At 68.2% G+C, this 24253-nt stretch carries 19 protein-coding genes and 3 pseudogenes; 15 read left to right on the forward strand and 7 right to left on the reverse strand.

Going from position 1 to position 24253, the window contains the following annotated elements; all coding sequences use genetic code 11:
* Window positions 1–95 precede the first annotated feature (95 nt).
* Entirely contained in the window at window positions 96–1976 is a 1881-nt protein-coding gene (locus tag OG519_RS29340; RefSeq protein ID WP_405590094.1) for a multicopper oxidase family protein, read from the forward strand.
* 267 nt (window positions 1977–2243) lie between these two features.
* Here OG519_RS29340 and OG519_RS29345 read toward each other — a convergent pair whose 3' ends face one another.
* The 3 genes from OG519_RS29345 to OG519_RS29355 form a co-directional block, all read right to left on the reverse strand.
* Window positions 2244–3167 carry an IS3 family transposase gene (locus tag OG519_RS29345; RefSeq protein ID WP_405590097.1) on the reverse strand — a complete coding sequence of 308 codons (924 nt, stop codon included), beginning with the start codon at window positions 3165–3167 and terminating at the stop codon, window positions 2244–2246.
* On the reverse strand, window positions 3134–3424 hold the full coding sequence (locus OG519_RS29350) for a transposase (RefSeq protein ID WP_405590100.1): 291 nt from the start codon (window positions 3422–3424) through the stop codon (window positions 3134–3136). The genes OG519_RS29345 and OG519_RS29350 overlap by 34 nt, the downstream gene beginning before the upstream one ends.
* A gap of 391 nt (window positions 3425–3815) precedes the next feature.
* Complete coding sequence (locus OG519_RS29355) at window positions 3816–4112, reverse strand: hypothetical protein (RefSeq protein WP_405590103.1); 297 nt, start codon at window positions 4110–4112, stop codon at window positions 3816–3818.
* Between the two features lie 82 nt (window positions 4113–4194).
* On the opposite strand from OG519_RS29355, the gene OG519_RS29360 reads away from it, so the two are divergent.
* Window positions 4195–4431, forward strand: a complete 237-nt coding sequence (locus OG519_RS29360) for a hypothetical protein (protein ID WP_405590106.1) — start codon at window positions 4195–4197, stop codon at window positions 4429–4431.
* A gap of 693 nt (window positions 4432–5124) precedes the next feature.
* On the opposite strand, the pseudogene OG519_RS29365 reads toward OG519_RS29360, so the two are convergent.
* The 3 genes and pseudogenes from OG519_RS29365 to OG519_RS29375 all read right to left on the reverse strand — a co-directional run.
* A pseudogene (locus tag OG519_RS29365) lies at window positions 5125–5418 on the reverse strand (integrase core domain-containing protein); the annotation flags it as partial.
* Between the two features lie 7 nt (window positions 5419–5425).
* Window positions 5426–6820 carry an IS30 family transposase gene (locus OG519_RS29370; RefSeq protein ID WP_405590108.1) on the reverse strand — a complete coding sequence of 465 codons (1395 nt, stop codon included), beginning with the start codon at window positions 6818–6820 and terminating at the stop codon, window positions 5426–5428.
* 49 nt (window positions 6821–6869) lie between these two features.
* Window positions 6870–7783: pseudogene (locus OG519_RS29375) on the reverse strand (IS3 family transposase); the annotation flags it as partial.
* An 840-nt stretch (window positions 7784–8623) separates the two neighbouring features.
* On the opposite strand from OG519_RS29375, the gene OG519_RS29380 reads away from it, so the two are divergent.
* The 10 genes and pseudogenes from OG519_RS29380 to OG519_RS29425 form a co-directional block, all read left to right on the forward strand.
* Window positions 8624–8785 carry a hypothetical protein gene (locus tag OG519_RS29380; RefSeq protein WP_405590110.1) on the forward strand — a complete coding sequence of 54 codons (162 nt, stop codon included), beginning with the start codon at window positions 8624–8626 and terminating at the stop codon, window positions 8783–8785.
* 168 nt (window positions 8786–8953) lie between these two features.
* Window positions 8954–9949: an arginase family protein gene (locus tag OG519_RS29385; RefSeq protein ID WP_405590113.1), complete on the forward strand. Its 996-nt coding sequence runs from the start codon at window positions 8954–8956 to the stop codon at window positions 9947–9949.
* On the forward strand, window positions 9942–11195 hold the full coding sequence (locus OG519_RS29390) for a hypothetical protein (protein ID WP_405590116.1): 1254 nt from the start codon (window positions 9942–9944) through the stop codon (window positions 11193–11195). Before OG519_RS29385 ends, OG519_RS29390 begins: the two co-directional genes overlap by 8 nt.
* Window positions 11196–11197: 2 nt before the next feature.
* Entirely contained in the window at window positions 11198–12571 is a 1374-nt protein-coding gene (locus OG519_RS29395; RefSeq protein ID WP_405590118.1) for an MATE family efflux transporter, read from the forward strand.
* Window positions 12564–13757, forward strand: a complete 1194-nt coding sequence (locus OG519_RS29400) for a PQQ-binding-like beta-propeller repeat protein (protein ID WP_405590119.1) — start codon at window positions 12564–12566, stop codon at window positions 13755–13757. The genes OG519_RS29395 and OG519_RS29400 overlap by 8 nt, the downstream gene beginning before the upstream one ends.
* Window positions 13748–15544: a M3 family metallopeptidase gene (locus tag OG519_RS29405; RefSeq protein ID WP_405590122.1), complete on the forward strand. Its 1797-nt coding sequence runs from the start codon at window positions 13748–13750 to the stop codon at window positions 15542–15544. Before OG519_RS29400 ends, OG519_RS29405 begins: the two co-directional genes overlap by 10 nt.
* Entirely contained in the window at window positions 15544–16188 is a 645-nt protein-coding gene (locus OG519_RS29410) for an O-methyltransferase (protein ID WP_405590124.1), read from the forward strand. The genes OG519_RS29405 and OG519_RS29410 overlap by 1 nt, the downstream gene beginning before the upstream one ends.
* Before the next feature lie 3 nt (window positions 16189–16191).
* Complete coding sequence (locus tag OG519_RS29415) at window positions 16192–16947, forward strand: SDR family NAD(P)-dependent oxidoreductase (RefSeq protein WP_405590127.1); 756 nt, start codon at window positions 16192–16194, stop codon at window positions 16945–16947.
* On the forward strand, window positions 16947–18020 hold the full coding sequence (locus OG519_RS29420) for an aldo/keto reductase (RefSeq protein ID WP_405590129.1): 1074 nt from the start codon (window positions 16947–16949) through the stop codon (window positions 18018–18020). The genes OG519_RS29415 and OG519_RS29420 overlap by 1 nt, the downstream gene beginning before the upstream one ends.
* 542 nt (window positions 18021–18562) lie before the next feature.
* Window positions 18563–19661, forward strand: a pseudogene (locus OG519_RS29425) (ISL3 family transposase); the annotation flags it as partial.
* Window positions 19662–19856: 195 nt separating this feature from the next.
* On the opposite strand, the gene OG519_RS29430 reads toward OG519_RS29425, so the two are convergent.
* Window positions 19857–20654 carry a FadR/GntR family transcriptional regulator gene (locus OG519_RS29430; protein WP_405590131.1) on the reverse strand — a complete coding sequence of 266 codons (798 nt, stop codon included), beginning with the start codon at window positions 20652–20654 and terminating at the stop codon, window positions 19857–19859.
* 392 nt (window positions 20655–21046) lie between these two features.
* Here OG519_RS29430 and OG519_RS29435 point away from each other — a divergent pair, with 392 nt between their 5' ends.
* From OG519_RS29435 to OG519_RS29445, 3 genes are read left to right on the forward strand one after another with little or no spacing between them, the layout of a single operon-like run.
* Window positions 21047–22390 (forward strand): ABC transporter substrate-binding protein, encoded by a 1344-nt coding sequence (locus tag OG519_RS29435; protein WP_405593107.1) that lies wholly within the window; start codon window positions 21047–21049, stop codon window positions 22388–22390.
* Complete coding sequence (locus OG519_RS29440; RefSeq protein ID WP_405590132.1) at window positions 22387–23301, forward strand: carbohydrate ABC transporter permease; 915 nt, start codon at window positions 22387–22389, stop codon at window positions 23299–23301. Before OG519_RS29435 ends, OG519_RS29440 begins: the two co-directional genes overlap by 4 nt.
* Window positions 23291–24241, forward strand: coding sequence for a carbohydrate ABC transporter permease (locus OG519_RS29445; RefSeq protein WP_405590134.1), 951 nt, complete (start codon window positions 23291–23293; stop codon window positions 24239–24241). The genes OG519_RS29440 and OG519_RS29445 overlap by 11 nt, the downstream gene beginning before the upstream one ends.
* Window positions 24242–24253: the final 12 nt, after the last annotated feature.

Consider the following 24253-nt stretch of genomic DNA (forward strand, 5'->3'; position numbering starts at 1 on the left):
GGTCTTTCAGAGGGCGTCGCCGCGCACTGCAGGGCGGCCGGAAGGGGAAGCGGTATCTCTGGCTGCGTCACGTGAGGCGACGGAAGGCGGCAGACATGATCGGGCGCAGGCAGTTTCTGGCGGTGGGGGCCGCGGGCGGGGCGGTGGGGCTGGTGCCGCCGGCCGTCGGCGGGGCGCGGGCGGAGACGGCGGCGGTCGGGATGGGGGGCGCCACGGACGACACCGTGCCGCGCACACCGCCGCTGGCGAAGTTCGTCGACGCGCTGCCCGTTCCGCTGACGGCCGTCCCAGACCCGACGGTCTATCCGGGGGCCGACTATTACGACATCACGATGCGCGAGGGCATCTGGCGCTTCCACCGGGACCTCGGGCCGGCGAAGGTGTGGGGCTACTGGGCCGAGAACCCGGACGACCGGCACAAGCTGATCGGCATGGGCTACCTCGGGCCGACCCTCGACGTGACCGTCGACCATCCGACGGTCGTCAAATGGCGCAACGAGCTGCCGACCGAGCACCTCTTCCCTGCCGTGATCGACGCCATCCGCAGCGGGAACCCGCAGCTCACCCCGACTCCGCCGCCGCCGTACCAGCCGGTGCAGCCCTTCCCTGCGGACGTCGACGTCTGGAATGTCGTCCACCAGCACGGCGGTTACACCCCGCCGCAGTCCGACGGCATGCCGAAGCAGTCGTACAGCCCGAAAGGCGTGCACGCCGAGTCGTACTCCACGCTGGACCCGGAGCGGGCCAAGCCCAACGAGGCGATCTACGGCTACACCAACCACGACGCCTCGTGCATGCTCTGGTACCACGACCACGCCATGGGCATGACCAGCATCAACGTCTACGCGGGCCTCGCCGGGCTCTACGTCATCCGCGACCCCGCTGACGAGCGACTCGGCCTGCCACAGGGCGAGTTCGAGATCCCGCTGGTCATCCAGGACCGGACCTTCAACGATGACGGCACACTCGCATACACGATGATGGACCAGCAGGGCGAGGACACCCCGGTCGTTAACGGCAAGGCCTACCCCTTCCTGGCCGTCGAGCAGCGGCGCTATCGGCTGCGCGTTCTCAACGCCTCCAACGAGCGCTTCTGGCGGCTGCAGTTCGTCACGCCCACGGATGTACTGCCCCAGCCCACGCTGCCGTTCTGGCTGATCGGCACCGACGGCGGCTTCCGCAAGCCGCTGCAGATGCTGAACTTCCTGATCAGCCCGGCCGAACGGTACGACTTGATCGTCGACTTCAGCCAGATGCCCATGGGCACGAAGATCCAGCTGACCAACTACAATGCGCCGGTCCACTTCCCCGGCGGCAACGGGCCGGAAATCCGCGAGGTCATGGAATTCCAGGTCATCAAGCCGCGGTCCGGGGTGGACCGGACGACGCCGCCCACCAGGCTCCGGCTGCCGGACGTCGTACCGCCCGTCGAGGTGACACCGCGGACCAGGCGGCGGCAGTGGGTCGTCTACCAGCAAGAGCTCTTCCACACCATGACCTTCAACGCCATGCCCTTCGAGGAGCCGTCCCAGGACTTCATCGAGAATGGTGCGACCGAGGTCTGGGAGTACGTCAACCCCAACCACGACGCGCACCCGATGCACGTTCACCTCATCAACTTCCAGGTCCTGAACAGGCAGCCGATCGATGCGGTCGCCTACCAGGCGCAGTACGAGAAGTGGATCGACGGCGGGCGCCGGCCGGAGGACCTGCCAGTGCTGGAGAGCTACCTCACAGGCCCGCCCTGCCCGCCGGACCCCGATGAGACGGCCTCCAACAAGGACACCGTCCGCGCGTACCCGGAGCAGGTCACCAGGATCGTCATCCCGGACTTCACTCCGCCGACGGACCTGACCGCGTCGATCCCGGGCAGCGGCACCGAATTCCCGGCGACCTACGTCCACCACTGCCACATCCTCGAACACGAGGACGACGACCTGATGCGGCCCTGGACGATCGTGGAGGGCGACGGCTGACGGTAGCTCACACCCCGGCGGACGGGGCGGTCTCCAGGAGCTGCTTGAGGCGGTCCGAGCCGCCGAGCGAGCGGGTCATCTCCGAGCATCAGGCGATGTTCGGCCGTGAGTACCGCCTTGAGTCCGAGGGTGAGCACCCCGATCCCGCCAAGCGCGAGAAGTGAGGCGGCGGCCATGTCCGAGCTGAAGACCCCGCTGGCCGGCGACGACCGGGCACACGACACTGAGGAGCCTCGCATTTTCCGGACAGTGATCTGACCGTTTATCTCACGCGGCTATACGCAACTCCATGTATTCGGCGTGAACTTCCCGCGGCGGGCGGTATCCGACAGCCGAGTGGAGGCGTTTGTGATTGTACCAGAGTTCGATGTATCGGGTGATGTCCTCTCGGGCGGCCTCTCGGGTCAGGTAAGTCATGCGGGAAACCCGCTCGTTCTTCAGAGCACCGAAGAAGGATTCCGCCATCGCGTTATCCCAGCAGACGCCGGTACGCCCGGATGACCGACGGAGTCCGAACTGTTTCAGCGTCGCTGCGAACTCGGCGGACATGTAGTTCGATCCGCGATCGGAGTGGAATATCGCACCGCTGGCGAGTTTCCTGTTCCGCGCCGCGTTGCGGATGGCCTGAGATATGAGAGGAGTTTGGTAGTGGCCGTCCATCGCGTAGCCGATGACTTCCTTCGTGCAGCAGTCGATGACGGTCGCGAGATAAAGCCAGCCTTCTCCGGTTTTTACATTGGTTATGTCGCCGACGAGTTTTTCGCCGGGCGCGTCGGCGGTGAAGTTCCGACTGACAAGGTCCGGCACGTCGGCGGCCGCGGCCTGGGTGGGCGACCACCGCTTCGGCTTGGGCTGGCAGGGCGCCAGACCCAGTTCACGCATCAGCAGGCGGACCAGTTCCAGGCCGGCGCGGCGGCCCCAGCGCGCGATCTGGGCGTGGACGCGTCGGTATCCGTAGGTGCTGTCCGACATGTCGAATGCCTTCTTGATGAGCAGTTTCAATTCCTCGCGCCGCTGGGCTGTGGCGGAGTCCGGGCGGTTCCGCCATTCGTAGTATCCGGACTTGGACACGTCGAGCCGTTTACACATGAACCCGACGGAATGCGCGTACTCCGTGATGTCGAGCCGCATCGTTTCGATGAACTCGTACCTGCTCGCTACCGGGGATCCTTCGCGAAGTACGCCGCGCATTTTTTCAGGAAGGCGTTCTCCGTCTCCAGTTCACGGATACGCCGGTCCTGTTCCTTCAGACGTGCCCGCTCATCTAGCGTCAACGGCGCACCGGCCGCTGGCTCGTTCTGCTTCTGGTGCTTCTTCACCCAACCCCGGAGCGTCTCCGGATTCAAATCGAGCTCGCGGGCGGTCTCAGAGATGGTCCTACTGGACTGGAGTGCGACCTGGACAGCTTCCTCACGGAACTCCGGGGTGTACTTACTGGGTGGCGCCACTTCGTGCTTCCTCGTTTCCTTGACAGGACAACCCTATTGGGGCCCTGTCCGGAAGCTTCGGGGCACCTCACGTCGCAGAGGCTGCGAGCGTTGCGGTCGCGGTCATCGCCATGGGTGTGATGCGCATTCGGTTTCCCTCCCTCGGGCCGGCGGGTGCCGGTGGTCTGACGGTAGGAAGGGTGGGTGCCGCGAGACGGCCGTGGTGCACGGCGGCTGGCGGGCTGCAACAAACCCGGGCGGGAGCGGCGGGGCGTGGTACGGCGACCGCCCCGACACCGAGGAGGGCGGCGGGGCGGCGGGGGATCGCCGCGGACCCTGCCGAGCGGGCCACGCTGGAGTTGGTCGCCGCGGCCTGCCTGGATGAGGAGCTGGACGTGCCGCGGGCCTAGGCTCAGAACAGGGCGGCGAGGCCGTTGCAGATGCCGATCACGGCCAGAACCCAGCCGATGATCTCGAAGAAGCGGCCGGTCGCCCGGTGGGCTTTGCGCTCGGGCCGGGGCTGGTGCAGGGCGTCGCCGAACCGGAACACCCAGTCGGGCGAGAGGAAGTTGCGGCCGGTGCGGCGCTGTGTCCGGCCGATGTAGATGATCCCGGCGCCCATGCCGCAGCAGATCAGAAACCCGGCCAGCTCAGTGCCCGTGGTCGCCTGCGGCGCGTCCGCCGCCGCCATCGTGATCCACCCGGTCATACGATCCTCCCCCTCGTTGAGAGAGCATGATCGCAGACACACCACCGCCCGGCCGGTGCGGGGCGCACGCTACGGTGTGGCCATGGGGAGACGCTGGGACCGCGTTGACGTGATGGCGGGACAGTACACGACCGTGGCCGGCGCCTTGGGACTGGTCTTCGGCCTCGTACCGATGCTGTGGACGGACAATGGATGGGGCGGGGCGCTGCGCCGGGTTGCGGTGGCGTTGCCGGTCGCGCTGTTCGGGGTGCTGGGGCTGAACGCGTTCCGGGCGTGGAAGGGGCGTCGGGACAGGCGGCGGGCGACGGGAACCCTGTAGGTCACGGCGTACTCCGGCCGGGGGTGCGGCGGGTTACGCCCCGCGCAGGACCTGGTACCGCAGCTCGGCGGACCACCCCCGCTCGCGCGGAGAACTGTGGCGGACAGGAGCGGGTGCCAGCGGATGACGGACCACCCCCGCTCGCGCGGGGAGAACCACCCCTCGCGGCGCCGAGCCAGGCCCGAGATCGGACCGCCTCCGCTCGCGCGGGGAGAGCCAGGGGGCGGAGGTGGTGACGCATTCGATTAACTTTCGCCGCCGGTGCGACGCCGCCGCTCCGCCAGTTCGATACCGCGGATCCGCCGCAGCCACCGCGCCATTGCGAACAGACCACCCCCCAGGCCGGCGCACGACTGCCAATCCGCAGTGAGCAGGGCGTGGACGCCGTCCGTTACGGCGAAGTAGATCGCCAGGGCGCCGGCGAGCGCTGTGATCAGCGTGTTGGTGCGCGCTCTTCGCGGGACAGCAGCCAGTCCACACGCCGCCATACCGGGCGCGTCACGTCAGCAGCCCGCATCCGGAACGCGGCGATCAGGAAACCCACCGCCATGTGACGACGCTGCCGCTCGGTCAACGCGCAGCCGGAAGCCGGATCCCCAGCAAGATCAGCCAGCCACGGTCCACGAAGGTTCCTGCCCTCACCGGCGACCGCGGCAGCGACTGAGGTGACCCCCGGAGTGTGGACGCAGGAGTTCATGCTGCGAGTGAGAGTTTAGCTGTCTTGTGGTGCTGCTGTTCGAACTCTGCCGGGGAGAGGTAGCCCAGCGCGCTGTGGCGCCGTCGGGCGTTGTAGTAGGTGAGCCACTGGAAGATCTCCAGCCTTGCCTGTCGCATCGTCACGAACAGTCTCCCGTACGTCGTTTCTCGCTTCAGTCCCTGCCAGAAACTCTCGACCAGGGCGTTGTCGTAGCTCGAGCCGACCTTGCCCATGCTCCTGCGGACGCCGTGCCGGTGGCAGACCTGGGCGAACGCGGCCGATGTGTACTGATCAGATTCAACCGGTCGTTGCAACACTGGTTTGTTGAAGCAACAGTAGCTGGTCGTCGAGCGCCTCGGCGGGTGTCTTCCAGCCGAGAGTCTTGCGGGGTCTGGTGTTCAGTGCGTGAGCAACGGCTTCGACTTCATCGGCGGACCAGCGCGAGAGGTCGGTGCCCTTCGGGAAATACTGGCGCAGGAGCCCGGTGGTGTTCTCGTTCGTTCCTCGCTGCCATGGGCTGTGCGGATCGGCGAAGAACACGGGGATACCGGTCTCGACCCTGAACTGCGTGTGCGCCGACATTTCCTTGCCGCGGTCCCATGTCAGTGACCGCGTCAGCTGCTCGGGGAGCATCGACATCGTGTTGGCGAGTGCCTTCTTCATGGAGATCGCTCCGTAGCCGGCCAGTGCGGGGCCGTTCTTCGTTCGAGGGATCGTTCCGTATCCGTCTTCGCGGGGCAGATGAACCAGCATGGTGAACCGTGTCGACCGCTCGACGACGGTGCCGATCGCGGAACGCTCCAGCCCGATGATCAAATCCCCTTCCCAGTGGCCGGGGACAGCGCGGTCCTCGGCCTCGGCGGGCCTCTCGCTGATCAACGCTTCTGGCGTGACGTGCGCCCAGGTCTTGCGTCGTGAACGCGCCCGCGGCGCCCGCAGAGCGCGGCCGGTCCGAAGGCACAGGATGAGCTCGCGTTTCAGCGCCCCGCGGCCCTGGATGTATAGGGCCTGGTAGATCGCCTCGTGACTGATGCGCATGGATTCATCATCCGGGAAATCACGCTTGATCCGGTTCGCGATCTGCTCTGGACTCCACGCCTGAACCCACGCACGATCCTTGCGATGCGGCTTGTTCCGCCCCGTCCACGAACCCGTCGCCGGTCCCGCGATCGGCATGCCGCCCGATGTGGTGATCTGGCCGGACAGCCTTTCCTGGACGTAGGCGTGCAACCTCGGATTGGCGACCAGCTTCGCCGTCTTCGGACGCTGGGCCGCGATATCTGCTTTCCACTGCGCCACCGACGCCCGGTAATCGAGTTTCCCGCTTCTTGTGGCAGCGTTGCGTCGCAGCTCGCGGGAGATGGTGCCTGGATTACGACCGACGTCCCGGGCGATCTCGCGTACTCCCCTGCCCCGGGCCCTGAGCAACGCGATCTCCTCTCGCTCGGAAAACGACAGGTACCTGCCCGAGGGTGACTTCGAATCGAACGGACACATGCCGCCACACTGGCGGTACCAGCGCGTCGCGACTGCCGGCGCCACGCCGATGACGGCGGCCGCCTCCTCGGGGAGAAGACCCTTGGCGATCTCCGTCCAGAACGCCGCCTCGACATGACGCTGATACTTCGGATGCCCCGGAGACCTCAGCTTCGGACGCAGCGCCCGGTCCGCTGCCTGTTGACGACGCACCATCCAACACCTCCATGCGTACGAGGTGTTGCGACGACCAGTTGAATCCGCCCTGGGATCCGCGGTCCGCGTGGAAGATCACCCCGGTGACGTCGCCGCCGCGGGCGTCGACGGCGGCCTGGAGTGCGTCGATGACGAGTTCGGCGCGCATGTGTGAGGCCATCGAGTGGCCGAGCACCCGGCGCGAGCGGATATCGATGACGCAGGCGAGGTAGAGCCACGCGGCTCCGACCTGTACGTATGTGATGTCGCCGCACCACTTCTCGTCCAGGGCACCAGCGGTGAAGTCCCGCTGCACCAGGTCCGGCGCCGGTGGCGAGAGCCGGTCCGGGACCGTGGTGCGCTTCTTCTTCCGCAGGTGGCGGCCGACGATGCCGTGCTTGCGCATCAGCCTGGCGACCCGCTTGCGGTTCACCGTGTGGCCGAACCCGCGCAGCTCGGCGTGGACTCGCAGGGCGCCGTAGGTCTCGCGGTGTTCGGTGTAGATCTCGCGGATCTCGTCGACCAGGGCGTCCTCCTGCGCCTGACGCTCGGCCCGCGCGTCGGCGCCGGCGATCCACCGGTAGTAGCCCGAGCGGGAGACTTCCAGCACCCGGCATATCCGCTTGACGCCGAAGATCTCGGCATGGCCGGAGATGAAGTCCCAAGCGGCGGTCTTCACTTCATCTCCCGGGCAAAATAGGCGGCTGCCCGGCGCAGGATCTCCCGCTCCAGCTGCCATTCCTTCTCGTTCTTCAGCAGCCGGGCGTTCTCCGCCCGCAGCCGGGCCAGCTCACCCTCCGCGTCGCCGGACGCGCCAGCGGCGGCCGACGGTGCGTCCGCATCGCGCACCCAGGTCCGCAGCGTCTCCGGGTTGACGTTCAGATCGTCCGCGACGTCCTTGAACGTCCGCCTGCCGGCCGAGGCCCGCCACAACGCGATCGCGTCGGACCGGAACTCCGCACTGTACTTCGAGGGCCGTGCCACAGAGATCTACACCTTCCAGGATCAACAAGATCCATTGTCAGGTGTGTCCACGCCGCGGGGGCCATCTCAATCCGCGACGAACCCACGCGAGCACTCCCCATCCTGGGCATCACCAACGATCCAGACACCCACGGAACTTGATCAAGCCCTGGGAGCGTAGGCCGACATGCGCACAGGGTAGACAACGAGCGGCGATGCCCGTGACGCCGCCGGGAGCGCGGTAACCGCTGGTCGGCAGCTACCCGGTCATATCGGCCGGGCGGCCCGGCTCCATCGTCGAACACGGCCGGCTCCGACCATGAAGAACAGACGCAGACAGGACCGGCAGCTCGCCGCCGGGATTGAATACGAAAACTGCTCAGCAGTCCGAACGAGTCGATGTCCGGATAGCCACCCCGTGGCGAGAAGTCACGTAGAAGGAGATTTTTGGGCCACTGCGCGGCGACGTGGCGCCCATAGCGGAGTGGTCTCCGCGACAAGGCGGAAGTCCAGATTTCGGCACATCGTACTGGTGTTTCCCCCCGCTGTGGCGCGAAACCATTCATCCGCGCACCGGTTTCTGTCGCCAGGGTTCTCCGATCGTCAGCCCCCGGCGTCGCGCCTGGGGCTCCGCCGCACGCCCCCGGATTCAAAACGCACCTCATCCGGCCACCTCTTCGTGGATTTGCAGACCTCGGCGGGGGACTCTTGACAGGCGAGGACCACCTTGGGCAGTCTCCTCTTATCGTTCTTTGCGAAAGGAGCGACGGTCGCATGCGTTCTGGCGTTTCCGCCGATCACGTGCACATGGTTCTGGCGGCAGTCGTCAGGCGCTACATCTCTCATAAGAAGGAGTGTGCCATGTCGAACTACTCGCTCAAGAAGCAGCCGGCTTTCTTCCGCATCGTCAGCGCGGAGATGTTCTTCGAGGCCGAGGCGGCTGAGACCGAGACCGTCGTGACGAGCCTCAGTGCGGCTATCGAGGTCGACGCCGAACTCGACGCGATCCTCGGCGACCGCTGACCCACCGGCGTGCGGGAGTCCGGAGGCGGTGTCCTTCGGCCTCCCGTACGTCTTTGACGCGGTCCGCCTCGGCTCAGGACCTTGGCGCGGACCGGGCGGTACCCAGGCGTCCCGTCCGACGGGAGGGCGGTCGCCCGTCGGTGAAACCGCTCCTTGCGTGGAGGGCAAGTGCTGCCGACACTGCATATGACCAGCCCGTTCTGCAGACTGAACCCCGCCGAACTCCATGAGGTCCCCCCGCACACCGCGGCGGCGGTCATCGGCGCCGGCTATTCACTGGGCACAGTCCATTCCGGAACCGAGAACGGTCCCTATTTTCTGCGAAACCTCTCGAAGGCGTACACCTGGGCGGCAGAAGATCCTGAGGTGATGGAACTACGCCACGGCCGTGTTCCGCTGGAACGGGCGGTCGACCTGGGGGACATAGACTTCTCCGGTATGACGCTCGATGAGGCGCAGAAGTCGATCAGAGGCGTAGTCGCGGCGCTGCCGGACAACGTCGCCCCGTGTGTCATCGGCGGAGACCACAGCATCACCCTGGCAGTCCTGGAAGGCCTGCGTTCCCGGCGGAGTGACTCCTTCACGGTCGTCCAGTTCGATCAGCACCTGGACCTGCAGATATGGGACGGAGCGCCGGGCCGCCCGGATATCGGGAGGGAACCCCTCTTCAATACCAATGTGATGTCGCATGTCTCGGATCTTGTCGGCCCGGGCCGACTGGTGCAGGTCGGGGTGAACCCCTACGCCACTGTCGAAAGGGGTGCCGCACCTGGCATGGACAGCCTTCTGCGCTCCGTCGGCATGCAGGTGTGCGTGTTCTCACCGGAGATCGACGACGCCCAGGGCTTCCTGGACGTGATCGGCCCGGCCGATGACGTCTACATCACGGTCGACATCGACGTCCTGGACTCGTCGGTGATGTCCTCCACCGGTTATCCGGCCGGGGTCGGCCTCGGAATGAGGGAACTGGTGCGCCTGATCGACCTGGTCCTCACGCGTCACCGGATCATCGGGTTCGACCTCGTGGAGTTCTCCGCCCCCCGTGACGCCCGCGACCCCCGGACGCTGGGAGACGCAGGCCGGGCCGCCTTGTTGTTCCTCCACCTTCTGAGTCGGGCATGTCGGCCGGCGGCAGCCGGAACGAAGGGAGACCGCGGTGTCTGATCGGCCCGTGTTCCACGTCAGCACTTTCCAGGAGACCATGGCCGGCTTGGAGTACCGACAGCCGGCCGGCCGGTCGGTGGACCTCTTCTCCCAGGCGTGCGTCGAGGAACTGCCCCGGATGGAGAGCGACCGGTTCGACTACCGCCTCTCCCAGGTCTTCGAGCCCGACGTCCTGCACGAGGTCGCGGTCCTGTCCGGCGTCCCGTTCACCGCGATGGCGGAGTTGGAGCACCGGCCGACGTCGACGGCCGCTCGCCTGGCGCGGCTGGTGGAGACCGCCGCCGACCTGCCGGCAGTGTCACTGGTGAACCTTGCCACCGCGCTGATCAGCGTGTCGCGGTTCACCCCTGCCGCGCGGCTGCTGGCGCGGGTGCGCTCCATGACCGCGGATCCGCGCACGGTGTTCGAGACCGCGATGCTCTCGTTCGTCGTCAGCAACCGGCGCGACGACGGCGCCGGCTCCGCCGCGGCGTTCTACGGGATGCGGCAGGCCATCGAGACGGGCGCGCTGCCCGCGGACCGGACCATGGACGCCTGCGCGCAGGCAGTCGTGTGGTATCTCAAGCGGCAGGAGATACCCGAGGCCGCCTACCGGTGGTTCGCCGCGACCGGCCAGGCGCTGTCCGCAGACCCGGAGAAGCTGTCGGCCGGTGCGGTCTCCTCCTGGTACCGGGCGCTGGCCATGGTCCCGGCGGCCGCGGGCGAGGCCGCTGCCACCCGGCGGTTCATGCAGTTCGCGCGGGACGCCGCCGAGGACACGTTCGCTCACCGCCCGCGCTCCTACGAGCAGCACTTCGTCAAGACCTATCTGGAGTCCTCACTCAAGGAGCACATGTACGTCACGCATGACCAGGACAAAGCCGAGGAGGCCGGCCGCGCGCTCATCGAACTGGACCCCGTCTGGTCGCCGAGCTACGGCGAACTCGCCGAGGCGCAGACACACTTCGGTCGCCACGGCCGGGCCGCCGAACTCTACGAGGACGCCGTGGCGCTCGGCGCGCCTTACCTGGGGCACCACCTGCTGCAGGCCGCCCGCTCCCGGCAGCGCAACGGCGACGGCGAGCAGGCGCTGGCCCACTACGTGACGCTGGCCGATCTCGTCCCGGAGAACGAGTCAGTGCTCACGGCCGGGCTCGCGCTCGCCGGCCGGTTCTCCACCGTCGCCAAGGGCCGCTTCGACGCCGCTTTGACCTGCCTGAAGACCCGGCAGCAGACGGCGGCCAGACCGTCCCGCGGAGCGCGGTGACCATGGCGGACCACACTCGGTTCACGGCGCGCAACTTCTCCGGCCTCGCCGTGCTGATGTTCACGCTCAGCATGGTCACGGTGGGGTTCGGCGCGGTCGACATGGTGATGATCGCGCCTAAGGGCATCACCGCCGTGGCGGCTGTCGGGCAGGCGGACGTGCTGGTGGCCGCGATCTTCGCGTTCTTCACCGGCGTCGTGGACGCCTTCAGCAGCCGGCTGGCCATCGCCGAGGGGGAGGGCTCGACCGCGATGCGGCTGCCCGTGCTCGCGGGCGCGATGGCGCTGGCGCTCGTGCCCTGCCAGCTCGTGGGCGTCGCCCTGGCCGCGGGGACCGGTCCCGCGCTGTCGCTCTTCGGCCAGAAGCACGAACTCATCCCCCTGATCACCGACTACGTGGGTGTCAGGTGCTGCGCGGTCGTGCCGGTCCTGGTCTACGTCGCGATCAACGAGACGCTCAAGATCTGCGGGCTGAGAAACCTCTCCGCCCTGGTCCTGGTCCTCGGCTTCGCCGTCAACGCGTGCCTCAACTGGGCGTTCCTGTACACGGGTTGCTCTCACCTGTTCAGCTCACCGAGCGCCGCCGTCGCTTACGCCACCGTCGTCGCGCAGACACTGATGGCGCTCAGCGGCGCGCTGCTGCTACGCCGTCAGCTGCGGGTCAGGCTGATGGGCTTCCAGCGGCCGCAACTCGATTCAGTCACACAGGAGTTCCGCTCCCTGGCACGTACCGCACCCGGTATCGGGGTCCGGCACCTGAACGACTACATGGGATCGGTCATCCCGCTGCTGTTCATCGGCACGATGGGGGTGGCAACGCTGGCGGCCGCCAATATCGCCACCAAGATCTACACATTGTTCTGCCGGGTGCCCCAGGCGTGCTTCGCAGCGACCTTCGTCTTCCACGGCTACGCGCTGGGCCGGGAGAAGGCGGTTCCCCGGGCGATGGTGCGCAGGCTGGCGGCCTACTGCGCGGCGCCCACGGCCGTGGCCGTGGTGGGCACCGTACTGGCGTCCTCCTGGCTGGTGTCGCTGTTCAGCGACGGCTCGCTGCCCGGGCCGCTGGCCCGCAACCTGCTTCTGGCGTATTTGAGTTATCTCCCCGCATACTTCTTCGAGCAGTTCTTCGGCGAGTTGCTGACCAACCACCAGCGCGGCGGCCTGCTCATGGTGTCCTCGTCGGTGATCACCTACGCGCTGACGATTCCGCTGGCCCTGTACACGGTGTTCGTGGTGCACTCGCCTTTCTTCGCCATCGCCTCCAAGGGGGTGTCGACGGCAGTCCTCGCAGTCGTCTTCTGGCGGGTGCTGCGCGGCGAGCAGACCCGCTCGCCGCTGGTCGTGGTGGGCCGTGAGAGCGAGGTCGGCGTTGCCTGACCTGCCCGCTTTCCGTCATGACCCGGTCAAGTCCGTGCTGCCCGGCGCCGTCGGCGACAGGTTCCGCTGGGACGGCGAACCCGTCGTCTGCGGCTACCGCAGGCTCCAACACCACAGCGCCGTACTCGGACGGGACGTGCCGGTCCCGGTCAGCGCGACCCCCGCTGTCCTGTCCGGTGTCGGCGTGGTGGTGGCCAGCGACGACGGGTACGTGCGCCTGTACGACCCGTCGCTGACGAAGGTGTACTGGGAGCGACGGATGGACAGCTCGGTGTACGCCTCGCTGGTGGTGGACCGCGAGCGGCGGCGGGTCGTCGTCACGGCGACCAGTGGACTGATGGCCTGCTTCGATCTGCGGGGGAGCCTGGTCTGGTCGGCGCAGTCGCCCACACCGGTGTGTGCGACTCCGACCGTCCTGGCGGGGGCCGACCTGCTGGTCGTCCCGGCCTTCGCAAGCCGCTGTCTGGGAGTACGCCTGAGCAGCGGGGCGCTCGTCTTCGACCGGCCGGTGCCCGAACCCTGGTCGGCGGCCTACGGCGGCACGGTCGCGCACCGGGACCCGTACGCCAGTCCGGTCGTCACCACCGAGGGAAACGCGATCGTCTGCTGCGCCGAGCACGTGCTGTGCCTGGCGCCCGACGGCTCCGAGGTGTGGCGCCAGGAGATCGGCAGCACCGTCAAGGCGTCACCGGCGACCGTGCACGCCACGGGCGAGGTCGCCGTGTGCGCGGTCGACGGCCGGTGTGTGTTCCTCAGCGTCCGCACCGGTGAGGTCCGCGGCGAGTTGTTCCTCGGCGGGAAGGTCACGGCGAGCCCCGCGGTCTGCGGGGCGGTGCTGGCGGTCGGGACCCAGAACGACGCGGTCACCGGGATAGACGTGCACACCCGTCAGCCCTCCTGGCAGTCGCAGCAGGGCGCACCGCGCTCGTACACAGGGTTCACGGTCACCCCCGCCGGCGACTTCGTGGCGACCTCGGCACGCGGCAACGCGGTGTGCCTGCGGGCGCACGACGGGAGGTTCCTGTGGGAGAGCAGCCAGGTCCTCGGGCTCGCCGACCACGAGCCGGAGATGGACATCACGCCCGTGGTCGGCGACGCCGGCGACATGTACTGCGCCTCTTACACCGGCGTCGTCTACCACTTCCAATTCCGGGCGCGCCACGCAGAGGAGAACCCGTGCCGGTAGATCCGATCATCGTCCCCGACCGTGAGAGCCTGTCGGAGATGGACGACGCGCTCGCCACGATGATGACCCGGCTGCGCGAGATAACGGCGGCCGCCGAGTTGACGCAGGACACATTGATCGAGATCACCTCGATCTACAACAACGTGGCGTACATCTTCCTGTACCTCGAGGCGAACGACGAGTTCGTGAACTTCGATCGGCTGCTGCCGTGGCGCGACGCGTTCCACAAGGACCACGCCCTCGACGTGCGTATCCTCGCGATGCTCGAGAGTCTGCGCTGCGACGACCCGGAGGCCGAGGACGCCCGGCTCGCCTACGTCCAGCAGTTGCGCGAGAAACTGGAGACGCCCGACCCGCAGGCCGAGGAGGAGCTGGAACGGCTGCTGTCGCAGGCGAAGGACACGCTGGGCGCGGTCAGACAGCAGCAGGCCGGCCTCCTGGAGCGCCTGAAGGCGTCGCCGGAAGGCACCGCCCCGCCCGCCGTGTTCTACCTGCTCTCCAGCCGGATCGACAGCGCGGCCACCCGCCGCAAGCTGGGCCGGGCATGGCGGGCCGAGAGCGACAAGCACCTGGACCGGATGGTCGCCCTGGTCGACTCCATGGTCGCGGTACGCCGACGGCGCAGCGCGGCGGCCGGCCACCCTTCGGTGCTGGCCGAGACGCTGGTCAAGTGCATGGTGGGGGAGGACGAGGCCGCTGCCTTCCTCGACGACTACCTCGCCCGGGCGCTGGCCGGCCACGAGACGCTGGAGTCCGAGGTACGCGACGTCCTCGGCGGGGACGACGGATCGATGGACCACTTCGCGTACTGCCTGCGGAGCGTCTCGCGCGGGCTGAAACCGCCACTGTTCGACCTGGACGGCTGCCTCGACGTCGTCTTCACCGTCGCCCGGCGCGTTTTCGGACTGGCTGTCGAGCCGGTTCGCACCGGCAGCGCCCACGTCCTCACCGTGACCGTCCGCCGCGACGGCGAGGAGATCGGCCAGGTCAACTTCGACCTGTGGGACACCGAGACCAAGACCGTCGGCGCCAACCACACCAAGGGCATCCGCAACCGCACCGAGTGGAGCGGTCTGGTCCAGCGCCCGGTCGCCTACGTCTCCTGCCGCTTCCAGCCCGGGACGGACGGGACGGGGCGGATCACGTTCCAGAACCTGCACAGCCTCTTCCACGAGTTCGGCCACGCCGTCAACCACCTCCTGATCCGCAAGCGGGTGTCCAACCGCTCCGGGCTGGAGTACCTGCCGCTGGAACGGCTGGAGTTCATGAGCATGTGGTTCGAGAAATGGGCCTACCACCCCGATCTGGGGCCCGCGCTGGGGCTGTCCGCGCACGAGGAGGAGGGGCTCGCGCTCTGCCGGCGGGCCAAGATGCTGGAGTACCGGCGCACCTACCTCGAGCGCGCTGTCACCTCGGTGCTGGACTTCGACGTGCACCGCCGCGGCGACGGCGGGATCGCCCAGTCCTTCCACCGGCTCGACGAACGGTTCGGGATCGGGCGCTACTGCGCCCTGGGCGACTTCCCGCTCTACTTCACCTGGCCGATGTTCACCGCCAATCCGGGGGCCAACTTCGCCTACCCCTTCGGCGCCGCCTTCAGCGCCCAGACGTTCACGCCCTTCCTCGCCCGCGCTCTCGACGAGTCGGCGCCTGCGGACGCCCCTGCACTGTTCGGATCGTGTGTCGACTTCGACGCACCGACCTCCGTACCCGGTCTGGACGCTGTCTTCTCCTTCTACGACGAGGCCGTGCTCCGCACCCCGGCCACGGCTCAGGGGCTGCGGTGATGGACGCGACCACGAAGGGCTTCATCCGCTCCGTGCTCGGCCCGCGTGACGGGGTCCTGGAGGGCGTCCTGCGGCAGTCACTGCTGGACGACCGCCTGCCGACCATCCAGGTGGACGACAACGCCGGCCGCCTCCTGCAGTTGCTGACCCTGCTCCACCGGCCCCGGCACGTGATCGAGATCGGCACGCTGTTCGGTTACAGCACCATCCATCTGGCCCGGGGGCTGCCTGACGGGGGGCGGGTGACGACGCTGGAGGTCGATCCGCACCACGCGGACATCGCCCGGCGCAATCTGGAGACGGCAGGTGTCGCCGACCGGGTGACGGTCGTGGTGGGCGACGCGGGCGACCACCTGCGGACCGTGCCGCCCGCGAGCGTGCAGATGGTGTTCATCGACGCCGACAAGAAGTCGTACCCCGCCTATCTGCGGCTCGTCTACCCGCTGCTGGCCCCCGGGGGCCTCCTGGTGGCCGACGACGCCTTCGCACAGGGCGACTTCACGGTGGAGCGGCAGAGCGACGCCGAGACGGACGCCGAGACCAAGGCCATCCGCGCCTACACCCACGCGGTCGGCCGCAGTCCGCGGCTCTTCTCGGCCTTCGCGGGCACGGAAAACGGCCTCCTCATCAGCTACAAGGAGTAAAAGGTGCCAGGAAAGCACGCTCTCGTCACCGGCAGCAGCCAGGGGCTGGGCAGTCACCTGGCGGCGCGACTGGCCCAGGACGGCTGGAAGGTCACCGGACTCGGGCGCCGTCCTGCGGCGGAAGCCTCCCCTGCGCCCGGGGTCGATCACCTCCAGGCCGACCTTTCGAATCCGGAGATCCTGGAGACCCTGCCGGCGCTGCTCGGCGGCGTCCCCGATCTCGTCATCCACAACGCCGTGGACTACCCCGACCGAGGCGCCGGACCGCTGCCGCTGGCCGGTCTGGAGCGCGTCTTCCGGGTCAACGCACTCATCCCCTACCTGTTGACGCTCCGCCTGCTGGCCGAACGCGGCCCCGAGCAGCCCCTGTGCTGCATCGTCGTCAACTCCGAGGCGATATTCCACGCCGACGAGCAGTCGGGGCCCTACGCCGCCAGCAAAGCGGCCCTGCGGGTACTGACCAGCTCACTGGCCGAGACCTTCCGGTCGAAGAACGCCAGCGTGGCCACACTGCTGCTGGGCCCGCTGGCCACTCCCCGAATGGTCGCCGAACTGCGCGCCGTCGCTGACAAACGGGGGGCGAGCGAGGAGGAGATCACCCGGCTCTTCCTGCGCCGTTCGAATCCGGACCTGGTCATCGACGAGCTGATCGACTTCGAGGCGTGCTATTCCAGCATCCGGTACATCGCCGACCTGGGACCGACCGCCAACGGGATGATGTGCCGACTCGACGGCGGATCGGCGGGCTCGCTCATCTGATGGACGGACACGAGGTGGTGATGCGGTACCGATTGCTGGGGCGGACCGGAGTCAGCATCTCCTGTCTCGGCCTGGGGGCTGCGACCATGGGATCCCGCTGGGGGCGGCGGTGGACGATGGCGCCGTCCGAGGCCGACGAACTGGTCGGCACCGCTCTGGACTGCGGCGTCAACTACTTCGACACCGCTGACATCTACAACGGCGGGCAGAGCGAGTCGTGGCTCGGGCAGGCCCTGGAACGGCGCAAGGCCCGGGACCGGGTGCTGCTGTCCACCAAGTTCGGCTACCGGACCGACCCCCGCAACCGCAACTCCGGAGGAGCGGGCCGCAAGTCCATGTTCACTGCGGTCGAGCGCTCACTGCGCCGGATGCGGACCGACTACGTCGACCTGCTCTACCTGCACCTGTGGGACCGGGTGACACCGGTGGAGGAAACCCTGAGCGCCGCCGCGGACCTGGTCGCCAGCGGGAAGATCCGCTACTTCGGCCTGAGCAATGTCCCGGCGTGGTACGCGGGGCAGGCGCAGATGTTCTGCAGCCTGCGCGGCTGGCCGCAGCCGGCCGCTATCCAGGTAAACTACAACCTCCTCGAACGCTCGGTGGAGCACGAGTTCGTCCCCTTCGCCCGCCACTGCGGCGTCAGCCTGGTCTCCTGGGGACCGCTGGCCAACGGGTTGCTGACCGGCCGTTACCAGGTGGACCCGCAGGCCCGTCGGATCACCGGAGCCGGCCGGATGACGGAGAACTTCGTCACCGGGGACGTCGACCCCTTCCGGGACACGGTCCAGCGCGTGCTGCGCTGCCTCGACGTATCGGCGGCCGAACTCGGCCGTTCCCCCGCCCACATCGCCCTGGCCTGGATCCTGGCCAAGCCGGAGTTCGCCGCCGTGACGCTCGGCGTCTCATCGGCCACGCAACTCCGGGACAATCTCCAGTCCTTGGAGTCCGGGATCCCGCCGGAAACCGTCGCCCGCCTCGACGAGGCCGGCGCCGAACCGCTCCCGCACCCGTACACCTTCTACACCGACGCGGCACAGGAACTCGTCCACGGCCCCGCGCCGGCCGAGAGCTGAAACTCCCCACCGGGCGATTGAACCGTTCCGGGTTCGATGGAGACTCGATTCGTTGAGAGGATCGAGTCATGGCACGTCCCTCCCCCTATCCCGCTGAGCTGCGGCGCCGTGCCCGCACTGTGACAACGGACGACTTCCTTGTCCTTGCCGGCGCTCCCCGGACCGGCACCCACGACGACCACACCGGTATGCCGAAACGCCCATGGGGAAGCGGACAGAAGCGAACAACGGACGGCGTAGGTGGACGCTGCCTCTACCGGAAGCGGCCGTCGCTGTGCGGGTCGAGTGCGCCGCCGCGGCGCCCGGAAGGTGAAGATGACGATGACGCAGGTGCCGGTCGCCGGGTTGCAATCCGGTGCTGTGGCCGCCCGCGTCGGTGCCGCTGCTGCGGGCGCTGGGGGACGACGCCGTCCTCGCGCTGATCGACGCCAGCCAGAACGTGGGTCTGTACGGTGACCGGCTCTGTTCCGTAGTCGGTGGTGACGGTGGGCGACAGGTGTCGTTGAACTTGTATGCGAGATGTCAACGCCCTGGTGGCGACGGTGTTTTCAGGGCTTTCGGCGCTGGTCGTCGAGGATGTGGTGGATGACGGCGAGGTGATCCGGGTAGCCGCTCGGACCCCGAATGTTCCCTTCCCCTGCCCGATGTGTGGGGTCCCGACGGACAAGGTGCACGGCTACCACGGCCGGACGGTTGCAGACGTGCCGGTCGACGGCCGGCAGGTCGTCATCGATGTCCAGGTGCGACGCTTGGTCTGCCCGGTCCTTGGCTGTCGTCGGCAGACCTTCCGCGAGCAGGTGCCTGGGCTGCTGGAGCGTCTTCAGCGCCGCACCACGCGTCTGACCGGCCAGGTCTCGGAGGTGGTCGAGGAGTTAAGCGGCCGGGCGGCTTCGCGCCTGGCGCGGTTCCTGGCCACGCCGGTGTGCCACCGCCTTGCGGCTGCTTCGAGGCATCCCGCCGCCGACAGCGCGAATCCCGAGGGTGATCGGGGTCGACGACTTCGCCCTGCGCCGCCGCCACCGCTATGCCACGATCATCATCGACGCCGAGACCGGGGAGCGCATCGATGTCCTGCCCGACCGCGAGGCCGCCACATTGGAGGCATGGCTCCGCGGGAAGAACGAGGTCGAGGCCGTGTGCCGGGACGGCTCGGCCACCTAACGCCGAGGCGATCCGCCGGGCACTACCGCATGCGGTGCAGGTCAGCGACCGATGGCACCTGTGGCGGAACCTGTGCGACAGGGTCCTGGCCGAAGTCCGCGCCCACGCCCCCTGCTGGGGCACCGTCAACCCGCCCCGGCCCGGCGGCGTCCGCGAGCAGACCACCCGCGAGCGCTGGCACAAAGTCCACGACCTCCTCGGCCAGGGCGTCGGCCTCTCGAATGCGCCCGCAGACTCGGCCTCGCCCTGAACACCGTCAAGCGATATGCCCACAACCCTGAACCGTCCGCCGACCGCATCGCCCCCCGCTACCGCCCCACCCTGGTCGACCCCTACCGCGACCACCTGCGCCGCCGCCGGTCCGACGACCCGGCCGTCCCCGTCACCCACCTCCTCCACGAGATCAGGGAACTCGGCTACACCGGCAGCGCCAACCTGCTGGTCCGCTACCTCAACCAGGGCCGCGCCGAAGGCGACCGCCGTCACCGCATCCTGCTGCAATGACGGCCACCGACCGTCACCACCGACTACGGAACAGAGCCAGTCGCTGGACAGACCCGCGGCCAGCGGTGGACCCGCGGCTGAGTGATCCCTCGACCCGGCGGGGGCCCGGATCTCCGGGCCCCCGCCGGGTCGAGCCGTCCCCGGGACGGCGTGTCCGCGCCGCCCCGGGCGTCAGCCGAAGACGCGGTGCTGGATCTCGCGGCGGTAGTCCTCAAGCGTCTTGTCCAGGTGGACGGTGGCCGCCAGCGCGGCGGCCTCCGGCTCGCCGTCCCGGATGGCGCGGTGGATGGCCGCGTGCTCCGCGACGGCCTCCTCGGCATGCCCGCCGACGGTGCCGTGCAGGCCGATCGTGCTCGACTGGCGCTGGAGCCTGCGGACTTCGCGTACCGCGTCCACCAGGAAGGGATTGTGCGAGGCCGTGGCGATGCTGATGTGGAAGTCGTCGTCGCCGCGGTCGAACAGGTCGCGCCGACCGGTGAGGTGGCCTTCGCGGCAGGTCTCGGCGGCGGTCTCGATGGCCCGCAGTTCCGCGGGTGTCGCCCGGGACGCCGCCAGCCGGCTGGCCGCCACCTCCTGCACCCGGCGGAACTCGAACAGGTCGTAGACATGCTCCAGGTCGGTCGGCAGGAAGAACCTTCCCCACCGCGACGAACCCAGCATCCCCTCGTCGTCGGCCACGTACAGTCCGCGGCCCTTCTGAGCCCGGATGCGGCCGATGGCCGACAGGATCTTGACCGCTTCCCGGACCACGGTCCGGCTGGTGCCGAGCCGCGAGGCCAACTCGACCTCGGTCAGCAACCGGTCCCCGGGCCGCAGCCGCAACTCGGCGATAAGCTGGAGGATCTGCTCCGCGACGAGTTCGTAACCCGGCCGGTAGGCCCCCGCCGACCGCTCCGTGCCCTCGCCGCCTTCGCCGCTCTTTTCGAGGGCGCCGGTCGCGCCTGCCGCCAGTACGGGACTGCCGTCCAACGGCCTGCCTCCTCGATCAAGGGCCCTGTAGACGCGGGACGGTGTGATGTTCCCGGCCGCGCTGTCGTAAGCCTACTTTGGCGACCCACCGTGTCAAGATGAGTCGTACTTATTTTGCCGACCCTAGCGTGCAGATCCTCGCAAATACCCCTGAGTGGGCACAAAATTCCGCCGGGGCGTGGAAGAGATCTCGAAAATATGCACGCTCATTGTGTTGACGTCGACGCCCGATACCGCTTCTTATGTGTGATCAGGACGCGGCGGTCACCTTTCGACGGATGTTCGACGGGTGATGGCCGGGCCGCCATATCACCTGCCCGTAACCCCTCGGGTTGACGAGCCCACGACGTAGTGGAGTGTTCATGAGAACGAAGGTCCGCGCGGTCGGCGCAATGGCATCCGGGAGGGTCCGCAGACGGACCGGGCTCTTGGCGGCAGGCGGTGCACTCCTCCTGGCGGCCACCGCGGCGTGCGGTGGCGGCGGTGGCAGCAGCAGCACGAGCGGTTCCGGCGGCTTCCACCCCGTGAAGCAGTCCGGAGGCACCCTGACGGTGTGGGTGGACTCCACCCGGCTGCCGGCGGCGAAGTTGTACCAGCAGCAGAACCCGTCGGTGAAGATGGACATCGTCACGTACGACGGGGACGCGAACGGCTCCAACTACCTGCGTACGAAGGTCAGCCTGTTCGACCGCACCCGCAAGGGCTGGCCGGACGTGGTCTTCAGCAGCCAGAACAACGAGGCGACGTGGGCGGTGCAGGACGGTTTCGCCGCCCCGCTCAACAAGGGCCAGATCCCCGCCTCGACGCTGTCGGGCTGGGCGAAGGGGGCCAACGACCCCTGCACCGTCGACGGCACGCTGTACTGCCTGCGCAACGACCTGTCCCAGGCGGTGCTGTGGTACAACGCGCCGCTGATGAAGCAGTGGGGCTACCAGGTTCCCAAGACCTGGGAGGAGTACCAGGCCCTCGGTCAGAAGGTGGCCACCGAGCACCCCGGCTACCTGATCGGCTCGGCCGGCGACCCGTGGACCCCCGAGATCTACATGTGGGCGAGCAAGTGCGGCGCCAACCAGATCACCGGGCCCAAGGCGGTCAAGGTCGACACAAGCAGCCCGGAGTGCACGCGGATGGCGTCGCTCCTGGACACGCTGATCAAGAACAAGTCCCTGTCGCTGAGCAGCGTGTTCAGCTCTGACTTCGACAAGAACCAGGCCGACAAGGTCCTGATGCTGCCCGGCCCTTCCTGGTACGGCGGCTCGATCTTCCAGGGCACGTTCAAGACGCCCGCGCACCAGATCGCGGCCGCTCCGATGCCCCAGTGGTCCGGCGACACGGTACCGTCCACCGGCAACGTCGGCGGCGGCACCTGGCTGATGTCCGCGCACAGCGCCAACCTCAAGGCCGCCACGGCCTTCCTGACCTGGGCGACGACCTCCGACGACTACCAGGGCAAGCTGGCGCCCGGCTACCCGGCCTACCAGGCCGCCGCGAAGACCTGGCTCACCAAGCAGGCTTCCTCGGGCTACTTCGTGGGCGACGTCAACAGCACCCTGCAGGCCGCGGCCAACCAGGTCTGGTCGGGCTGGGGTTACGGACAGTTCAGCCAGGAGAGCATCTGGGCGGCGTCGGTGACCCCGAAGCTGACAGCCGGCAAGACGGTCACCTCTCTCCTGCCGACCTGGAAGGACGCCATCGTCAACTACGCCCGCGCCGATGGCTACAAGGTGGCACAGTGACCTCACCGTCCACCGATCCGAGCCGGGCCGCGGCGCGCTCCACGCGCACGCTGTGGCCCGGCCGGGCCGGCCACACCTTCGTGGCCGTCTACACGGTGCTGCTGATCGCCTTCGGCGTGGTGCCCACCGGGTACGCGATCTACTTCGCCTTCACCGACAACGCCGGCTCCTTCTCGGGCCTGTCCAACTTCACCACCGCCGTCGACGACTTCCGCTTCGTCCCCGCGGTCGAGCACGTGGCCCTCTACCTGCTGTGGTGGCTGGTCTCCCTGGTCGTGTTCGTCGTCGGGCTGGCCCTGCTGCTGCAGCGCATGGCGATGAAAGGCGTGAGCAAGGCCCTGCGCTTCCTGTTCTACGTGCCCGGCGCGCTGGCCGGCGCGGCCGGCGTGCTGGTGTGGCTGTTCGTGCTCGACCCCACGGTCAGCCCGGTCGGCTTCCTGCTACGGGCCCTGGGCTTCCACTCCTTCGGCGAGGTCATCGCCCCCGGGCACCTGCCGATCCTGTTCACCCTCATCGCCTTCTGGACCGGCGCGGGCGGCTGGATCGTGGTGATGTACGGGGCGCTGAACAACATCTCGGCCGACATCCTGGAAGCCGCGCGGATCGACGGCGCCGGAGCCCTGCAGACGGCCTGGCGGATCCAGATCCCCATGCTGCGCAAGTGGATCGTCTACATGGTCATCCTCGCCTTCGCCGGCGGCACCCAGCTCTTCGTCGAACCGCAACTGCTGTCCCAGGCCAGCACCGGCGTGGCCGGCCGGGACTACTCGCTCAACCAACTCGCCTACGACTTCGCCTTCCAGAACAACGACGTCAACACCGCGGCCGCTGTGTCGGTGGAACTGCTGGTGGTCGGACTGGCCGTGGCGGGCGTCTTCGTGGCCAGATCGGGGTTCTTCGATGCGGACTGACACCCAGCGGCGCGTCGTCGCCGACCCGGGCACCCAGGCGGGAGCCCGACGGAGCGAACGGGCCCGGACCGGCCGTCCCGCACGGCGCCCCGTCAATCCGCTGCCGGCCCTGGTCCTGCTGGCGTTCGCCGTCTTCTTCGTGCTGCCGGTGCTGTGGCTGCTGCTGGCCGCCACGAAGACCGACGACCAGCTGGTCGGCAACAATCCGCTGTCCTTCGGCTCCTTCCACGCGCTGCGCGCCAACTGGGACGCGCTCACCGCCTACCAGGGCGACGCGATCTTCGGCTGGCTGCGCAACTCCGCGCTCTACTCCTTCGCCGCGCTGGTCATCACCGTGTGCGTGGCGGTACCCGCCGGGTACGCGATGGCGATGACGGAGTTCCGCGGCCGTCGGGCGCTGCTGATCGCCACCCTGGTGGTGATGCTGATGCCGAACGCCACGCTGGTCGTACCGCTGTTCCTGGAGGTCAACGCGGTTCACCTGATCGGCTCGATGTGGTCGATCGTCCTGCCGTACTCGTTCTACCCCTTCGGCGTGTACCTGACGTACATCTACTTCAGCACCGCGCTGCCCAAGGAACTGCTGGACGCGGCCCGGCTGGACGGCTGCACGGAGTTCGGCGTCTTCCGGCGGGTGGCCCTGCCGCTGGCGGCGCCCGTCGTCGCCCTGGTGGGCTTCTTCAGCTTCGTGGCGAACTGGACCAACTACTACCTGCCGTACGTAATGCTGCCGCAGAGCAACCAGTTCCCGGTCCAGGTGGGTCTGGGCACGCTGCTGGACTCCGTCCCGCAGTTCAACCCCACGGCCGGCGCGCTGGAGGTCCAGCGCCCCGAACTGGCCCTCGCCACCCTGCTGGCGATCACACCCGTCCTGGTGGTCTTCCTGTTCGCACAACGCTTCCTGGTCAGCGGAATGCTCGCCGGGGCCACCAAGGACTGACCCGCACCCCCG

Origin of the sequence: Streptomyces sp. NBC_01190, from assembly GCF_045039895.1 — a bacterium.
In the GTDB taxonomy this organism is placed as follows: Bacteria; Actinomycetota; Actinomycetes; order Streptomycetales; family Streptomycetaceae; genus Actinacidiphila.